The organism is Stutzerimonas nosocomialis (assembly GCF_005876855.1).
GTDB lineage: Bacteria > Pseudomonadota > Gammaproteobacteria > Pseudomonadales > Pseudomonadaceae > Stutzerimonas > Stutzerimonas nosocomialis.
Map to the genome: position 1 here is coordinate 63,291 of NZ_QLAE01000018.1, position 14,931 is coordinate 78,221.

Genomic DNA, 14,931 nt, shown 5'->3' on the forward strand with positions numbered 1-14,931 from the left:
CGATATGGCCGAAGGATGCCGCACTCAGGCGCACGATTAAAGCCGTGTCGTTTTGGTGGGTCGTGTGGGGTTCAGGTCGTGGTTTTCGATGTTCTTGTGGAGGCGGTCGGGGCGACTGGTCGTGATCGCGCTGGGGTCGGGGGTTGTTCGCGGTCAAGAGCGATCCCACGGGTGTTCCGGGCTTACCCGCAGGGGGTGTGATCGGTGGGAACGCCTAGCCTCGACCGCGATGGGGGTGGGGCTGCACTGCTCCACGATCAGGCCGCGTTCAGTCATCGGCCCAGTTGCGGGTACGGTCCACGGCTTTCAGCCAGCCCTTGTAGAGGGCTTCGCGCTGCCCGCTGTCGAGGGCCGGTTCGAACACCCGTTCGATGCTGCTCCGGCTGCGCAGTTCGTCGAGGCTGCTCCAGAAGCCGGTCGCCAGCCCGGCCAGGTAGGCGGCGCCGAGGGCGGTGGTTTCCTTCATTTCGGGGCGCTCCACCGGGGTGCCCAGCAGGTCGGCCTGGAACTGCATGAGGAAGTTGTTGGCCACCGCGCCGCCGTCGACCCGCAGCGCGCGCAGGCGCTCGCCGGCGTCCTGTTGCATGGCATCGAGCACGTCGCGGGTCTGGTAGGCGATCGATTCCAGGGTGGCGCGGATCAGGTGGTCGACCTTCACCCCCCGGGTCAGGCCGAACAGGGCGCCGCGTGCGCGCGGGTCCCAGTAGGGCGCGCCAAGGCCGGTGAAGGCCGGCACCAGGTAGACGCCGTTGCTGTCCGGCACCTTGGTGGCGAAGTACTCCGAATCGAGCGAATCGTTGATCACCTTCAGCTCGTCGCGCAGCCACTGCACGGTGGAGCCGCCGTTGAAGATCGCGCCTTCCAGCGCATAGTTGACCTCGCCCTTCGGCCCGCAGGCGAGGGTGGTCAGCAGGCCGTGTTCCGAGCGCACGGCCTTGGTGCCGGTGTTCATCAGCAGGAAGCAGCCGGTGCCATAGGTGTTCTTCGCCTGGCCGGGTTCGACGCACATCTGGCCGAACAGGGCCGCCTGCTGGTCGCCGGCGATCCCGGCGATGGGGATGCCGGTGCTCTGGCCCGAGCCGAGGTAGGCGTGGCCGTAGATCTCCGACGAGGGGCGTACCTGCGGCAGCATCTCGCGGGGGATATCCAGCGCCTCGAGCATCACCGGGTCCCAGTCGAGAGCGTGGATGTCGAACAGCAGGGTGCGCGACGCATTGGTGTAGTCGGTAACGTGGGCCTTGCCCTGGGTCATCTTCCAGATCAGCCAGGAATCGACGGTGCCGAACAGCAGCTCGCCGCGCCGCGCCCGCTCGCGGCTGCCCTCGACGTGGTCGAGGATCCACTTGATCTTGGTGCCGGAGAAGTAGGGGTCGATGACCAGCCCGGTGGTCCTGCGGATGTGCTCTTCCATGCCGTCGCGCTTGAGCTGGTCGCAGATCGGCGTGCTCTGCCGGCTCTGCCAGACGATGGCGTTGTAGATCGGCCGGCCGCTGAGCTTGTCCCAGACGATGGCCGTTTCGCGCTGGTTGGTGATGCCGATCGCCGCGACCTGTTCGTTGGTGATGCCGGCCTGGGCCAGGGCCTCGACGAAGACGCCGCTCTGGGTCGCCCAGATTTCCATGGGATCGTGCTCGACCCAGCTGGGCTGCGGGTAGATCTGCGCGAACTCGCGCTGGGCGACGCTGACGACGTGGGCGTCGCGGTCCAGCACGATGGCGCGCGAGCTGGTGGTGCCCTGGTCGAGGGCGACGACGTAGTGCTTGTCTTGGCTGCTCATGACGACTCTTCCTTAGCGGACTTACGCGGGCTCCGAGGGCGCTGACGGGTTACGGCGAGGCATCGGCCGCCTGCCTCCCGCTGAACCGGTGCCACGCACGGAACCTGGGACTGGCACCGTCAGGGCGGCGGGCGCCATGATCCTGGCAAGAAGGATAGCGGCAATCACCACCTCTACCAGGCGGGGCTGATCGTGCGAAACCTTGCTCAGGCGTTCGACCCTCGAACGGGGCCGGCGTTGTTCGGAAACGGAAAAACCGTGATCGCGGCTGTGGGCCGAGCCTTGTCGTGGCAGCTGGGCGGTCGCTTGCCGGACCGGGCGGTCCGAAGGGAGGGGGATGCGGAAGGGAGGGCTTGCCCGCAGGGCGGGCAAGCGGAGCGAATCAGTCTTCGCGGCTGGTGACTTCCAGCAGGTGGTAGCCGAACTGGGTCTTGACCGGGCCCTGCACGACGTTGACCGGGGCGCTGAAGACCACGGTATCGAATTCCTTGACCATCTGGCCGGGGCCGAAGGAGCCGAGGTTGCCGCCGTCGCGGCTGGAGGGGCAGGTGGAGTTGTCCTTGGCGACCTGAGCGAAGTCGGCACCGCCTTCGATGGCGGCTTTGAGTTCGTTGCACTTGGCTTCGGTGGGGACCAGGATGTGACGGGCAGTGGCGCGGGCCATGGGGTGACTCCTCATTGGACAAGGTGCCGAGCCTACCCCAATCGCCGCGCGAGTCAAACGCCGCCACCGCGGCGTGTCGGATCAGTGCCCTCCGGCCGCTTCGCCAGCACCCTTGGCGGTGAAGGGGGGCTTGGCCAGCCAGATGATCAGGAACAGCCCCAGGAACATCCAGCCCATCAGGGTGAAGTAGTCCACCGTCGACATCATGTAGGCCTGGGCTTCGACCACCCGGTCGATGTGTGCATAGGCCTGCGGCGAGGGGCCGCCGAGCTGGTCGAGGTACTGCTGGGCGGCCGGGCTGTAGGCCGTGACGTGCTCGGTCAGCTGGGCGTGGTGGTGGATCTCGCGGCGGTGCCACAGCCAGGTGGTCAGGGACGAGGCGAAGCTGCCGCCCAGTACCCGCAGGAAAGTCGCGAGGCTTGAGCCTTCGGCGATGTCCTTCGGCGGCAGGCTGGAGAGCAGGATGCTGGTGGTCGGCATGAAGAACAGCGCGATGCCGAGGCCCATGAAGACCTGGATTTCGGCGATGTGGCGATAGTCCACCTCGGTGTTGAAGGTGGCGCGGACGAAGCAGGAGGCGCCGATCACCAGGAACGAGCCGCCGGCCAGCAGCCTGAGATCGAACTTGTGCGCGTACTTGCCCACCAGCGGCGAGAGAAACACCGGCAGGATGCCGATCGGCGCCGCCGCCAGGCCCGCCCAGACCGGCGTGTAGCCCAGCTGCGTCTGCAGCCACTGCGGCAGCAGCAGGTTGATGCCGAAGAACCCCGAATAGCCGAGCACCAGCGCCAGCGTGCCGAAGGTGAAGTTGCGGTGCCGGAACAGCCGCAGATCGATGATCGGGTGCTTGTCGGTGAGCTCCCAGATCACCAGTGCCACCAGCGCCACCACCGAGACCGCGGTGCTGACCCGGATGAAGTTCGATTCGAACCAGTCCAGGTCGTTGCCCTTGTCCAGCACCACCTGCAGCAGGCCGACGCCGAGCACCAGCAGCGCGAGGCCGATGTAGTCGATCGGCTGGTGGACGATGCGCTCGGGCTTGTTGCGCAGCTGCGCCCAGACCACCAGGGTCGCGAAAACGCCGATTGGCACGTTGATGAAGAAGATCCAGGGCCAGCTGTAGCTGTCGGTGATCCAGCCCCCGGCGATGGGACCGATGATCGGCGCCACCACCGTGACCATCGCCAGCAGCGCGAGCGCCATGCCGCGCTTGGCGGTGGGGAAGATGGCCAGCAGCAGGGTCTGCGCCATCGGGTAGAGCGGGCCGGCGAAGAACCCCTGCAAGGCGCGGAACAGCACCAGCTCAGGCATCGAGCGGGCGATGCCGCAGAGAAAGGACGTCACCACGAACAGCACCACCGCCGCGAGGAACAGCTTCACCTCACCGAAGCGCCGTGCCATCCAGCCGGTCAGGGGCAGGGCGATGGCATTGCACACCGCGAAGGAGGTGATCACCCAGGTGCCCTGTTCCGAACTCACCCCCAGGTTGCCCGAAATGGTGGGCAGCGCGACGTTGGCGATGGTGGTATCGAGCACCTGCATGAAGGTCGCCAGCGACAGGCCGACCACGGCGAGCAGCATGCTCGCCGGGCGAAAGGTGTTATCGCTCATGGATGCTCCGGGCTCAGCCCTTGGCCAGGTCCGCGGCTGCGGGGCCGTTGGCGTGAATGGTGCGTTCGATCAGCGCGTTGGCCTCGCCCAGCTGGTCGTCGTACACGGCGGTGGAGAAGCGCGGCTGCTGCGGCGGGCGTTGCGACAGCTGCGGCCCGTCCTGGTCGTGCAGGTCGACGGTCACGGCGGTGGACAGACCGATGCGCAGCGGGTGCGTCTGCAGGTTGTCCGGCTCCAGGCGGATGCGCACGGGCAGGCGCTGGACGATCTTGATCCAGTTGCCGGTGGCGTTCTGCGCCGGCAACAGGGAGAAGGCGCTGCCGGTGCCCACGCCCAGGCTCTCGACGGTGCCGCGATACCGCACGTCGTCGCCATGCAGGTCGGCGGTGATCTCCACCGGCTGGCCGATGCGCATGCGGCTGAGCTGGGTTTCCTTGAAGTTGGCGTCGATCCAGATCTGCTCCAGGGGCACGACCGCCATCAGCGCCGCGCCCGGCTGCACACGTCCGCCGACCTGTACGGCGCGCTGCGCCACGTAGCCGCTGACAGGCGCGACCAGGGTGCTGCGCGCATGGTTGAGGAAGGCCTGGCGCAGCTGAGCCGCCGCCGCCATCACGTCCGGGTGGGAGGCGATGACGGTGTCATCGACCAGGGCGCGGCTGGTGTCGAGCTGTTGCTGGGCGGCGGTCAGGGCGTTCTGCGCGTTGGTCAGGGCGTCCTGGGCGTGGGCCAGTTCCTCCCGGGAAATCGCACCGCTCTTGGCCAGCCTGCCGCGTCGTTCGAAGTCGGCCTTGGCGCGCTGCACTTCGACCCTGCGCGAGGCGACCTGCGCCTTGTAGCCGTCGACGTTGCTGAACAGGCCGCGCACCTGGCGCACCGTGCGCGCGAGATTGGCCTCGGCGCTTTGCAGGGCGACCTGGGTGTCGGACGGGTCGAGCCAGACCAGCGCTTGGCCGGCCTCGACGTAATCGCCGTCGTCCACCGCGATGCGGGTGACGGTGCCGGTGATCTGCGGCGTGATCTGCACCAGGTTGCCGTTCACGTAGGCGTCGTCGGTCTCTTCGTAAAAGCGGCCGTAGAGCGTGTGGTAGAGGTACGCGCCGGCGATCCCGAGCGCGACCACGAGGGCCAGGATCGCCAGGTAGAGCTTGCGCTTGCCGGACGCCGGGGTCGCTTCTGGCTGTGCGTTTGCTGTGCGTGCGGGAGCTTCGGACATGGTCGGTACTCAGCGTTGAACAGGGGTATTGGCGGAGGCGGGCAGCGGCGTCGAGGGCTGGAAGCCGCCACCGAGCGCCTGCATCAGCAGGACGGCGTCGTCGACGCGCTCGGCATGCAGGCCCGTCAGCTGGCGGTCGGCCTGCAGCAGCTGCTGTTGCACGCTCAGGGCGTCCAGGTAACTGCCGATGCCGTCCGAATAGCGCTCCAGCGCCAGTTCGTAGGCATGCTCGGCGATGTCGCGGGCCCGTTGCTGCTGCGCGATCTGCTGTTCCAGCGCGCGCAGCCGGCTGATGCGCTCGCCGATGTCGCCCAGCGCGCCCACCAGGATCTGGTTGTACTGCGCCACCGCCAGGTCGTAGTCGGCATCGCGGCCGGCCAGGTCGGCGCGCAGGCGGCCGCCGTCGAAGATCGGCAGCGACAGCGCCGGGCCGATGCTGAAGAAGCGACTCGCCGAACCGAACAGCGCATCGCCCAGCAGCGACTTGCTGCCCGCGGCGGCGCTCAGGTTGAGGTTGGGGTAGAAGTTGGCCTTGCTCGCGGCGATCTGCCTGTCCGCCGCCTCCACCCGCCAGCGTGCCGCGACCAGGTCCGGGCGCCGGCCGAGCAGCTCGGCCGGCAGCTGCGCGGGCAGGTCCACCGCCTCGGGCGCGATCAACCGGGGGCGGGGCAGCGAGTCGCCGCGATCGGGACCCTTGCCCAGCAGCACGGCCAGGCGGATGCGCGCGCTCTCGACCTGCTGCCTGGCGTCGGTCAGGGCCGCTTCGGCCGCCGCTTCCAGGCTCTGGGTCTGTTGCAGCTGGTATTCGCTGTCGAGCCCGGCATCGACCCGGCCACGGGCCATCTGCAGGGTGTCCCGGTTGCGTTTGAGATCCTGCTCGGCGATGTCCTGGGTGGCGTACGCCAGGCCCAGAGCGTTGTAGGCCCGGGCGACCTGCGAGGCCAGGCTCAGGCGTGCGTCCTGGCGATCCACTTCGCTGGCCTGGGCCTGGCCGACCGCCGCTTCCCAGGCGGCGCGCTGGCCGCCCCAGAGATCGAAGGTGTAACCGGCGTCCAGTGACAGGCTGCGCAGGGTGCTGTAGCGCTCGCCCTGGCCCAGCGGATCGTCGACGCGCGAGAGCCGCGAGCGGGTGACGCCGCCGTTGGCATCGAGCCGAGGCTGGCGCGCAGCGTCCGCCGCCAGTACCGCCGCGCTGGCCAGGCGAGCTCGGGCATCGGCGACCTGCAGGTCGGGGCTGGACTGCAGCGCTTCCTGGATAAGGGCGTCGAGCTGCGCGTCGCCGAGCCGGTTCCACCAGTCCTGGCGCGGCCAGGCGGCCGGCGTGAGGGAGGCGCCGAGGCTGCGCTCGGAGGCGAGCGAGGCGGGGTCGATCAGCCTGCCTTCGCGGTGCAGCCCCTCGAAGGACGCGCAGCCGGCCAGCAACAGGGCGGCTGTCAGCACACTCAGCGGGCGGGAAAGACTGTTCACGTCAGGCGTCTCCCCGGCGTTGCGGCAGCGCATCGGCGGCGCCGAGCATCTTGGTCAGAAGCCGCTGGAATTCGCCGACCTCGGCCGCGCTCAGGCATTCGGTGAGTTCGTTCATGGCATCGGCGGCGATTTCCGGCACCCGCTCGCCCAGGGCCTGGCCGCGCTCGGTGAGGACCAGCTGCACCTGGCGCCGATCGGTGCTGGAACGCTCGCGGCGCAACAGGTCCTTGGCTTCCAGGCGGTCGAACATGCGGGTCATGGCACCGCTGTCCAGGCTCAGGGCGCGGCAGAGTTCGGCAGGCGTGGAGGCGAAGCGCCGGCTCATCAACAGCACCACCTTGAACTGGGCGGCGGTGAGTTCGTGGTCGCTCAGATGCCGCTCGAGGATGCGGTCCTTGAGCTGATTGATCAGAGCGATGAGATGGCCGAGCGATTGTTCGACGGGGTAGTTGTTGCGGTCGAAATGCGGCATGGAGATACCTGCCTGGGCAAATAATTGGTTACACATTACTGCCTGGGCAGCGAGCTGCCTAGTAACATTTTGAAATATTTAGACGGGCAGGCGAGCAACGGCGCCGCCGATTGACGGGCGAAAGGCGAGAACGCGTTGTCGAATGGCGATGATGGCTATTTGCCTTGATGGGGCGTGTCTGTATAGTCCGCGCCCGCAATGGACCTGCTGAGCTGGCTACAGCTGGACGAGTCGTCCATCGCTTTCCCCGAAATCAAACGGAATGATCATGAAAGCCAAGCAGTTCTTCGCCGTGACCCTCGGCGCTGTCTTCCTCAGCGCCTGTACCGCCACCACCAGCCTGCGTTCGACCGATCCGCAGCTGTCGGTCGCCATCAACCAGGACGCGCCGCTCGTTCTGGCCGCCCCGGCGGAAAAGACCTACAAGACCACCAGCTTCGGGCAGTACCGCTTCAAGGCCACCCGCGCCGATGGCGAACCGATGTACGGCCTGGTTCCGCTGAAGTTCAACAAGGGCTACCTGGTCGCCGACATCCTGTTCTTCGCACCGGCGCTGTTCTACAACCTGCGCGAGGTGTACCCGTTCTACGAGTTCGACGCCGAGGAAGGCGTGGTGCGCTACAAGAAGCACGCCGAGGACGAGTGGATCAGCTACCGCCCGACGGCCGCCGAACAGCAGCGTGCCCGCGCGTACTTCGCCAACGCCAAGTAAGCGACAAGACAGAAAAAGGGGGCCTCAGGCCCCCTTTTTTTGTTGCCCGCAGCGGCTATCGCGGCACCACGCGCACCCGTCCGGCGGTGTTGTCGCGGCCGGATGCGCGTTCGTTTTCCGAGCGCCCGGGGATGTTCGCGTCGTCCGAGGCGATGTCCGAGACGCGGGTGTTCTCGACTTCGCTGGTGCCTACGCTGACCGAGGTGGCGTCCGGGTAGCCGGTGGTCAGGGCGGCGGTGCTCGCGGTGGCCGGTCGGCTATCGCCATCCACCCCCCGATCGCTCTGTTCGTCGATGTCGATGGCGCCGTTGCGGTTCATCACCTCTTCGACCCGCGCGACCTGCGACTCGTCGGCAACGCTCACCGTGACGATGGTCGAGCCACGGCGCATGGCGTCGGAAAAACCGCCGGCGTGCTTGTCCGAATCCTCGCCGAAGACCGAGTGGAAGAAGTGGGTGACGCGCTCGGTGAGCGAGTCCTCCCGCTTGGTGACGTCGTGGGTGACCTCGACCTGGCTGCTCTTCACCATGTCCGGGTTGCTCGACGCGGAAATCTGGATGTCCTCGCTGGCCACGCCCTGGGACGTCAGCTCGGCCTTGACCTGTTCGGCCTGTTCGTAGCGGTCGAATGCGGCAATCAGAATCTGGGTCATCTTTCACCTCGGTGTCAGGGCAGCCATTGCTGCGTTCGATGGCGTGACCGCGGCCCCGGCGGGCCCGGTTTCACGCGCTCCTGAGCATTGGGCGCAAGACGGGGCGCGATGGTTCAACCCCAATTGTTGGCGAAGATGACGCCGCCATCAGCGCTGCTCGCGCCAGCAGGCCTGGCAGACGTTGAACTTGCGGTCGAGCAGGGGCATCGGGCCGCCGCAGCGTTTGCAGGATTTGCTTTCGCCCGACAGGCGTCGCTGGTCGGACCTTCGCGGCCGCCGCTCGCGTGACAGTTCACGGGTGATGGCATCGTTGAGCAGGCGCCGGTGTTCCTCGCCTTTTTCGATCTGCGGGAAGCGATCCGGCAGTACCCGGGCCAGGTGCAGGTAGGTCTCGATGACGTGCAGCGAACTCTCCAGCGTGGCCAGGTCGGCGTTGATGATCAGCCGCGGCAGGTCCACCGCCTGGCCGGCGGCGACACGTTTGAGCCACTGCTGGGCGAAGCCGCTGGCGGGGCTTTCCAGGCCGCCGCGGATCGGCGTGCAGGCGAACACCCAGCGCAGCCACATGTCGATGGCCGGGTCGTCGATCAGCTCGATCCATTGCGCCAGCTCGTCCGGCAGCACCGAAACGAAGGCCTCGCCGTAGTTGATGTTGCGGTTGAAGGTCAGCCAGGCGCGCATCAGGCTGGGCTCGTTCATCAGCTCGGCGATGGCGGTCAGGTGCTCGATGGACGGGCGCACCTGGAACTGCGAAAGGTCCACCGGCAGGTCCGGGCTGTTGAACAGCCGCTTGATGGTCTTGAGCACGCTCGGGTCGAGGGCGGTGATGGTGCCGTTGTCGTGATGGCCGAAGCGCCCGGCGCGCCCGCCGATCTGCTTGACCTCCTGCACCTTGAGCTGACGGTTCTCGATGCCGTCGTACTTCTCGTCGGTGTAGAAGCACAGCGTGTGGGCCGGCAGGTTCAGGCCCATCCCCACCGCGTCGGTGGCGACCATGATCTGCGCTTCGCCTTCGCGGAAGCGACGTGCCTGTTCCCGGCGCACTTCCGGCGACAGGGCGCCATAGACCACCGCGACGCTCTTGCCGGTCATCTCCAGCAGGCCCTTGAGTTCGAGCACCGTCTTGCGGCTGAAGGCCACCAGCATCGAGCCTTCCTCCAGGTGCTTGAGCGTGGTCGAGTGGCGGGCCACGTCGACCGGGGAGAGCCGTTTGGTGCGCTGGATCACCAGACGGTCTTCGCACAGCTCGCAGAGCGTCTTGAGCGACGGCTCGATCAGCGCCGGGCCGGTCATCATCAGCTCCGGCGTGTAGGCGCTCACCAGCGCATCGACCCAGGCCCAGCCGCGTTGCGGGTCGGCCAGCAGCTGCACTTCGTCGACCACCACCACGTCCCAGTGCTGGTGGCGAAAGCGGGCGAACTCCTCGACCGTGCAGCAGAAGTGGGTGGCGCCTTCGCGGATGATTTCCTCCTCGCCGGTGACCAGCGAGCAGGGCACGCCCATGGACTCGATGCGCTCCTGGTTCTCCAGCGCCATCAGCCGCAGGGGAGAGAGGTAGATGGCGTGCTTGACCGAGGTCATCGCTTCGATGGCGCGGTAGGTCTTGCCGCTGTTGGTCGGGCCGAGCAGCGCGGTCCACTTGCGGGTCAGCCGGCGTGCCGGGTAGAGCTCGTGGTAGTGGACGAAGCGCGGGTTGTTCTCCAGCAGCACGGCGAAGGCCATCCTTTCCTCGTGCTGCTGGCGCTCCCGGCGGATCGCCCGGCGCAGCTTGTGCGGCTCGAGCCAGAAGATTTCCACCAGGCGCTTGTGTTCGAGCTGGTGCAGATCGAAGCCCTGGGCTTCGCTCTGCATCAGGTCGAACTTGGCGCGCAGTTCGTCCTCGTCGCGGGCTTTCCAGGCTTCGACTTCCTGGTCGCTGAGCAGGTGGTCCTGGCCACCGGGGATGCGCCGCTGCACTTCGAGCGACAGGTCGCCCTGGCGCAGCTGTACCACGTAGCGCAGCTCGTGCCTGATCTCGTTGAGGATGTCGAAGGCCCTGGCCGCGAAGTCCTCGAGCCGGACGAACGCGGCGGGTATCCGCGCCAGCACCTGGGCGCGCTCTTGCTCGGTCAGCCGGGCGAAGGGGGCTTCGAGCATGGCCAGCCGTTCGCGCACCACGCCCTGGACGGCCAGCCGGGCGTTCTCCTCGAAGGCCTCGGGGGTGGCGCTGTCGGGGATGCGAAAGGCCCATTCGGGCTCCAGCAGGCCTTGCAGCGAACCCAGGCTGAAGGCTTTCTCGCTGCTGAACAGATCGACCGCGCACTGGAAAGCGTTGACGTCCCGGTTGAGCAGCCGGCCGATGAGCCCGGTCGGCTCCTGCAGGACGGCGTCCACCGCCGCCGGTTCCAGCCCGAGCCAGAACGCCTTGGCGGCGCGGCCTATGGCCGGTGGCTGGTAGCCGACGTAGAGGGTGAACCACTTTTCCTGGTGGTTCTTCTTCGGATTGAATTCGGGGTATCGCTCGCCGGCCCAGTCGAGGAAACGCTGGAGTCGTTCCTGCTTGAGGGATGAGCGCTGCTTGACTTCGACCTTGCGCATGATCGACGCCTCTTCTGATCGTGGCGGGCAAGCCGGCCGCTGGAGGGCAGCGGTTGGCATGGACGTTGGACATTGCGAAGGCGCCATCCTATCAGTGCCGACCGTGACGGCAGGATGGGCGGCTCACGATCCTGGCAGAGAACTAGATCATCGCGCGCTGGCGCAGGTGGTCGATCACCCGGTCGGCGAGCCGCTCGGCGGTTTCCTCGTCGGCGGGCAGACGCAGGTCGGGCGATGGCGGCGCCTCGTAGGGGCTGCCGATCCCGGTGAAGTTGGGCAACTGGCCGGCGCGTGCCTTCTTGTAGAGGCCCTTGGGATCGCGCGCTTCGCAGGTTTGCAGCGACGCGTCGACGAAGATCTCGACGAACTCGTCGGCCTCCAGCAGCTCGCGCACCATCTGCCGCTCGCTGCGAAACGGCGAGATGAAGCTGACCAGGGTGATCAGCCCGGCCTCGACCATCAGCTTGGCGACCTCGCCAACGCGGCGAATGTTCTCGACCCGGTCCTCGTCGGTGAAGCCCAGGTCGCGATTCAGGCCGTGGCGCACGTTGTCGCCGTCCAGCAGCATGGTGCGCTTGCCCAGCGTCTGCAGGCGCTGTTCCACCAGGTCGGCGACCGTCGACTTGCCCGAGCCGGACAGCCCGGTGAACCACAGCACGCATGGCTGCTGGGCATTGCCGGCGGCGCGGCTGGCCTTGTCGATCTTCATCGCGTGGCGGTGGATGTTGGCGGCGCGCCGCAGGCCGAAGGCGACCATGCCGCAGGCGATGGTCGTCTGGCTGGTGTGGTCGAGCAGCTGGAAGGTGCCGGTGGCCGGCCGCTCGGTGCTCGGATCGAAGGGCAGGGCTCGGTCGATGGCCAGATTGCAGAAGGCCAGGTCGTTGCGGGTCAGGCGCTTGGCCGCGTGCCGTTCGAGGCTGTCCGGTTGCAGCCGATGCTTGATCTCGGTGACTCGCGCACCCACCAGCGTCTCGCCCAGGCGCAGCAGGTAGCGCCGTCCGGGGTACAGCGGTTGCTCGTCCAGCCACAGCAGGTGGGCGGCGAACTGGTCGGACACTTCCGGGCGCGCCTGGGGCGTCGCGATCAGGTCGCCGGGGGATACCGGCAGGGCGGGCTCCAGGGCGAAGCGCAGCAAGGGCCCGGCCGGCGAGTCGATGTATTGCAGGCGGGCCAGCCGCGACGGCGTGGCGCCCGGCAACACCACCACCTCATCGCCCGGATGTGGCGTGCCGGCCAGCAGCCGCGCGCAGTGGGGCAGCGCGTGGGCGGCGTCACAGGGCAGCGCGCGCAGGCGCAGCGGCTGCTCGGTAAGGGCCGGCGCGCAGTCTTCGAGTCGTTCGAGCAGGGGCAGGCCGCGGTACCAGGGCAGACGGGCGGAGCGCCGGTGGAGGTTGTCGCCGGTCTCGGCGTCCACCGGCACGGCCAGCAGCCGGGCGATGCCGATCTGCTCGCAATGGCGGCGGTATTGCCGTACCAGGCGGGCGAAGGCGTCCTCGCGCCAGTCGATGCGCGCCATCCGGTTGACCACCAGGACCAGCTGGCGCACCCCGAGCAGCGAGGCGACCAGCGCCAGGCGGTGCGCCTCCGCGTCGAGGCCGCTGGGCGCATCGACCACCACCACCGGCACCGTCGGCAGCGCATCGGCCAGCTGCGCGAACCAGTGGCCCGGCTGCGCGGCGTCGCTCAGGAGCATGCGCTGGCGGCTGTCGTCCGGATCGCCCCGCAGCCGGTCGAGGAGCTGCGTGACGCCCGCGTTCGGGCTGCCATGCACCAGCAGGCGGAACGGGCCGGGGCAGGGCTGCGGGACGCTGGCGGCTTCGAGGCGTAACGGGTTTGAGCGAGCCATCTGGGTTCCCCTGCGCAGTGCTGTCAGCCGACCTGTTGCACCCTGTCGGTCTGTCCATAGCCGAATCGTGCCGCGACCGGGCCGGTGATGGTCTGGATCATCGCCCGTTCCTCGGCGCTGAATTCGGGTTGGTAATAGGTCGGCGCATGCAGCCCCGCCGCGGCCTGGTCGATCGTCTCGGCGGGAAAGGCCAGCTCGCCGTGGGCCAGCACCCGTTCGAGGGTCTCGCGCGGCGTCCCGCACAGGTCTTCGTAGCGCACCACCAGGCACGCCTCGCGCAGCGCGGGGTCCGCCTCCAGGGTGTCGGCCAGGTGGCGGTAGACATCGGCCCAGTAGCGGGCCCAGCCCTCGACTTCCTGGCCGTCGCGCCAGAGCTGCCGGACCCGCTCGGTGCTGGCCGGGTTGCCGAGGTTCATCGGCCGGCGGTCCAGGCCGAATTCGTAGTGGCCGACCCGGCGCATGTGTTCCAGCGCCCGGGGCTCCCGGGTTTCGCCGGTGGTGAAGAGCGCCTGCTGCTTGATCAGCGAGGCGATGTGCCAGACCGGGTCGCGTATCGCCAGGATGAAGCACGCCTGGGGGTAGAGCCGGTGCAGGTAGCCCAGCCGGGCGAGGTTGTAGTTGCCTTTGGCGAGGTAGCGCTGGCGCTTGCGGATGGCCAGCAGCTTGCGCAGGTGGTCGTCGTAGAAACGCTCGAACAGCGGATGGCGTTCGTCGCGTCCGAGTACCGAGCTGCGGGCCGGGTCGTGGGCGTCGGGGAAGAAGCCCATCCAGATCATCTCCTCGAAGGCCTCGGGGCTTTGCGAGGTGATGGCGATGCCGTCCTTGTGGGCGCGCTCCTTGGCCGCTTCCTCCTTCTGCGGCACCAGCGACAGCCAGCGGTTCCACCAGTAGGGCGTGAACACCGGCGGGAAGTCCGCATAGCGGTGGCTGGCCACGTCGGGGTGGCTGGCCAGCTGTTCGAGCAGGATGGTGGTGCCGGAGCGGGCGAGGCCCGCGACATAGATCGGCCGGTCGATGCGAATGTCGACCAGGGTGTCTTCCAGCAGGCGGCTTTCCAGATTGCCGAAGCGGATCCAGGTCTGCGGGTAGCGGTGGATCCAGCCGCTGAGCAGGTGCATCCAGGTCGGTACGTCGAACGCCGGATCGGCTGTTTCGTTCCTGGGGGTCTGCGCGCTCATTCGATGCGTGCCCAACGGTAGGTGAGCAGCGAGGCGAGCATCATGCAAGGCAGCAACAGCGCCAGCCAGGTGCGCATCCACGACGGGCCGAACGGCAGGTAGGAGCGCTCGGGCAGGCCGATCTCGACGCGCTGCACGGCGTTGTCGTCGGGCAGGTAGCCGAGCGGGTTGCCCAGCAGCCAGTTCCACCAGTGGCGCTGTTCGATCACGGTGATCGGCGCGGTGAGTTCGATGTCCAGCCAGTCGCTGTCGGGCAGGTTGATCCGCACGATGGGTATCTCGCCGTCGCCGAACCACTCGGCATAGAAGGGCTCCGGCGCGACGTTCATCGCCGGTGCCTCGTCGGCGCGCGGGTATTCGTGGCTGTAGGTCTGGTCCAGCCAGCTGAGCAATGCCAGCAGCGGCAGCATGGAGATCAGGGTCGGCAGGGTGACCAGGCCCAGATGGCGGAAGGCGGCGCCGAACTGGGCGCGGATCAGCGGACCGGCTTCGCTCATCTCGCCATCGAAATCGTTGAGCCGCCGGCGGGCCTCGCGTGCCTCGCGCTTGGCGCGGCCAATCGAGGCCTGGGGGGAAATCACACGGTACAGCAGCAGCGTGCCGGCGCCGCCGATCGCGGCCCAGACCAGCAGCCGCGCGGTGTCGGGCAGTGCCGAGGCCATGGCGTCGTCGACGGCGGCGAACAATGGCGCAGGAAGGTTCAGTAGTCCCATAGGTCCCTCGTGTTCAGGGCCAGGATCGGCAGGGGCTTCGGCCGGC

General features: G+C 67.9%; 12 protein-coding genes. 1 reads left to right on the plus strand and 11 read right to left on the minus strand.

Annotation, left to right across the window (positions count from 1 at the left end):
- Positions 1-268 precede the first annotated feature (268 nt).
- The 6 genes from glpK to DN824_RS12795 form a co-directional block, all read right to left on the minus strand.
- Positions 269-1,777: a glycerol kinase GlpK gene (gene glpK / locus DN824_RS12770; protein WP_138408785.1), complete on the minus strand. Its 1,509-nt coding sequence runs from the start codon at positions 1,775-1,777 to the stop codon at positions 269-271.
- A 382-nt stretch (positions 1,778-2,159) separates the two neighbouring features.
- Entirely contained in the window at positions 2,160-2,441 is a 282-nt protein-coding gene (locus DN824_RS12775) for a peptidylprolyl isomerase (protein ID WP_138408786.1), read from the minus strand.
- Between the two features lie 81 nt (positions 2,442-2,522).
- The gene (locus DN824_RS12780; protein ID WP_138408787.1) at positions 2,523-4,052 is read right to left on the minus strand and encodes a DHA2 family efflux MFS transporter permease subunit; all 1,530 of its coding nucleotides are present in this window, start codon (positions 4,050-4,052) and stop codon (positions 2,523-2,525) included.
- A 13-nt stretch (positions 4,053-4,065) separates the two neighbouring features.
- Positions 4,066-5,268: an HlyD/EmrA/EmrK family protein gene (locus DN824_RS12785; protein ID WP_138408788.1), complete on the minus strand. Its 1,203-nt coding sequence runs from the start codon at positions 5,266-5,268 to the stop codon at positions 4,066-4,068.
- Positions 5,269-5,277: 9 nt separating this feature from the next.
- Positions 5,278-6,768 (minus strand): efflux transporter outer membrane subunit, encoded by a 1,491-nt coding sequence (locus tag DN824_RS12790; RefSeq protein WP_138408789.1) that lies wholly within the window; start codon positions 6,766-6,768, stop codon positions 5,278-5,280.
- Positions 6,737-7,207 carry a MarR family winged helix-turn-helix transcriptional regulator gene (locus tag DN824_RS12795; protein ID WP_138408790.1) on the minus strand — a complete coding sequence of 157 codons (471 nt, stop codon included), beginning with the start codon at positions 7,205-7,207 and terminating at the stop codon, positions 6,737-6,739. The genes DN824_RS12790 and DN824_RS12795 overlap by 32 nt, the downstream gene beginning before the upstream one ends.
- Positions 7,208-7,475: 268 nt before the next feature.
- Between DN824_RS12795 and DN824_RS12800 the strand changes: the two genes are divergently transcribed.
- Entirely contained in the window at positions 7,476-7,919 is a 444-nt protein-coding gene (locus tag DN824_RS12800) for a hypothetical protein (protein WP_138408791.1), read from the plus strand.
- Between the two features lie 55 nt (positions 7,920-7,974).
- Here DN824_RS12800 and DN824_RS12805 read toward each other — a convergent pair whose 3' ends face one another.
- From DN824_RS12805 to DN824_RS12825, 5 genes are all read right to left on the minus strand, one after another.
- Positions 7,975-8,571: a hypothetical protein gene (locus tag DN824_RS12805; protein WP_138408792.1), complete on the minus strand. Its 597-nt coding sequence runs from the start codon at positions 8,569-8,571 to the stop codon at positions 7,975-7,977.
- 147 nt (positions 8,572-8,718) lie between these two features.
- Positions 8,719-11,148: a helicase-related protein gene (locus DN824_RS12810; RefSeq protein WP_138408793.1), complete on the minus strand. Its 2,430-nt coding sequence runs from the start codon at positions 11,146-11,148 to the stop codon at positions 8,719-8,721.
- 142 nt (positions 11,149-11,290) lie between these two features.
- A complete protein-coding gene (cysC, locus tag DN824_RS12815) occupies positions 11,291-12,994 on the minus strand; it encodes an adenylyl-sulfate kinase (protein WP_138408794.1) in 1,704 nt (567 codons plus the stop codon).
- A 23-nt stretch (positions 12,995-13,017) separates the two neighbouring features.
- Complete coding sequence (locus tag DN824_RS12820) at positions 13,018-14,172, minus strand: sulfotransferase family protein (RefSeq protein WP_206666165.1); 1,155 nt, start codon at positions 14,170-14,172, stop codon at positions 13,018-13,020.
- The gene (locus DN824_RS12825) at positions 14,169-14,885 is read right to left on the minus strand and encodes a hypothetical protein (protein ID WP_138408795.1); all 717 of its coding nucleotides are present in this window, start codon (positions 14,883-14,885) and stop codon (positions 14,169-14,171) included. Before DN824_RS12825 ends, DN824_RS12820 begins: the two co-directional genes overlap by 4 nt.
- Positions 14,886-14,931 lie beyond the last annotated feature (46 nt).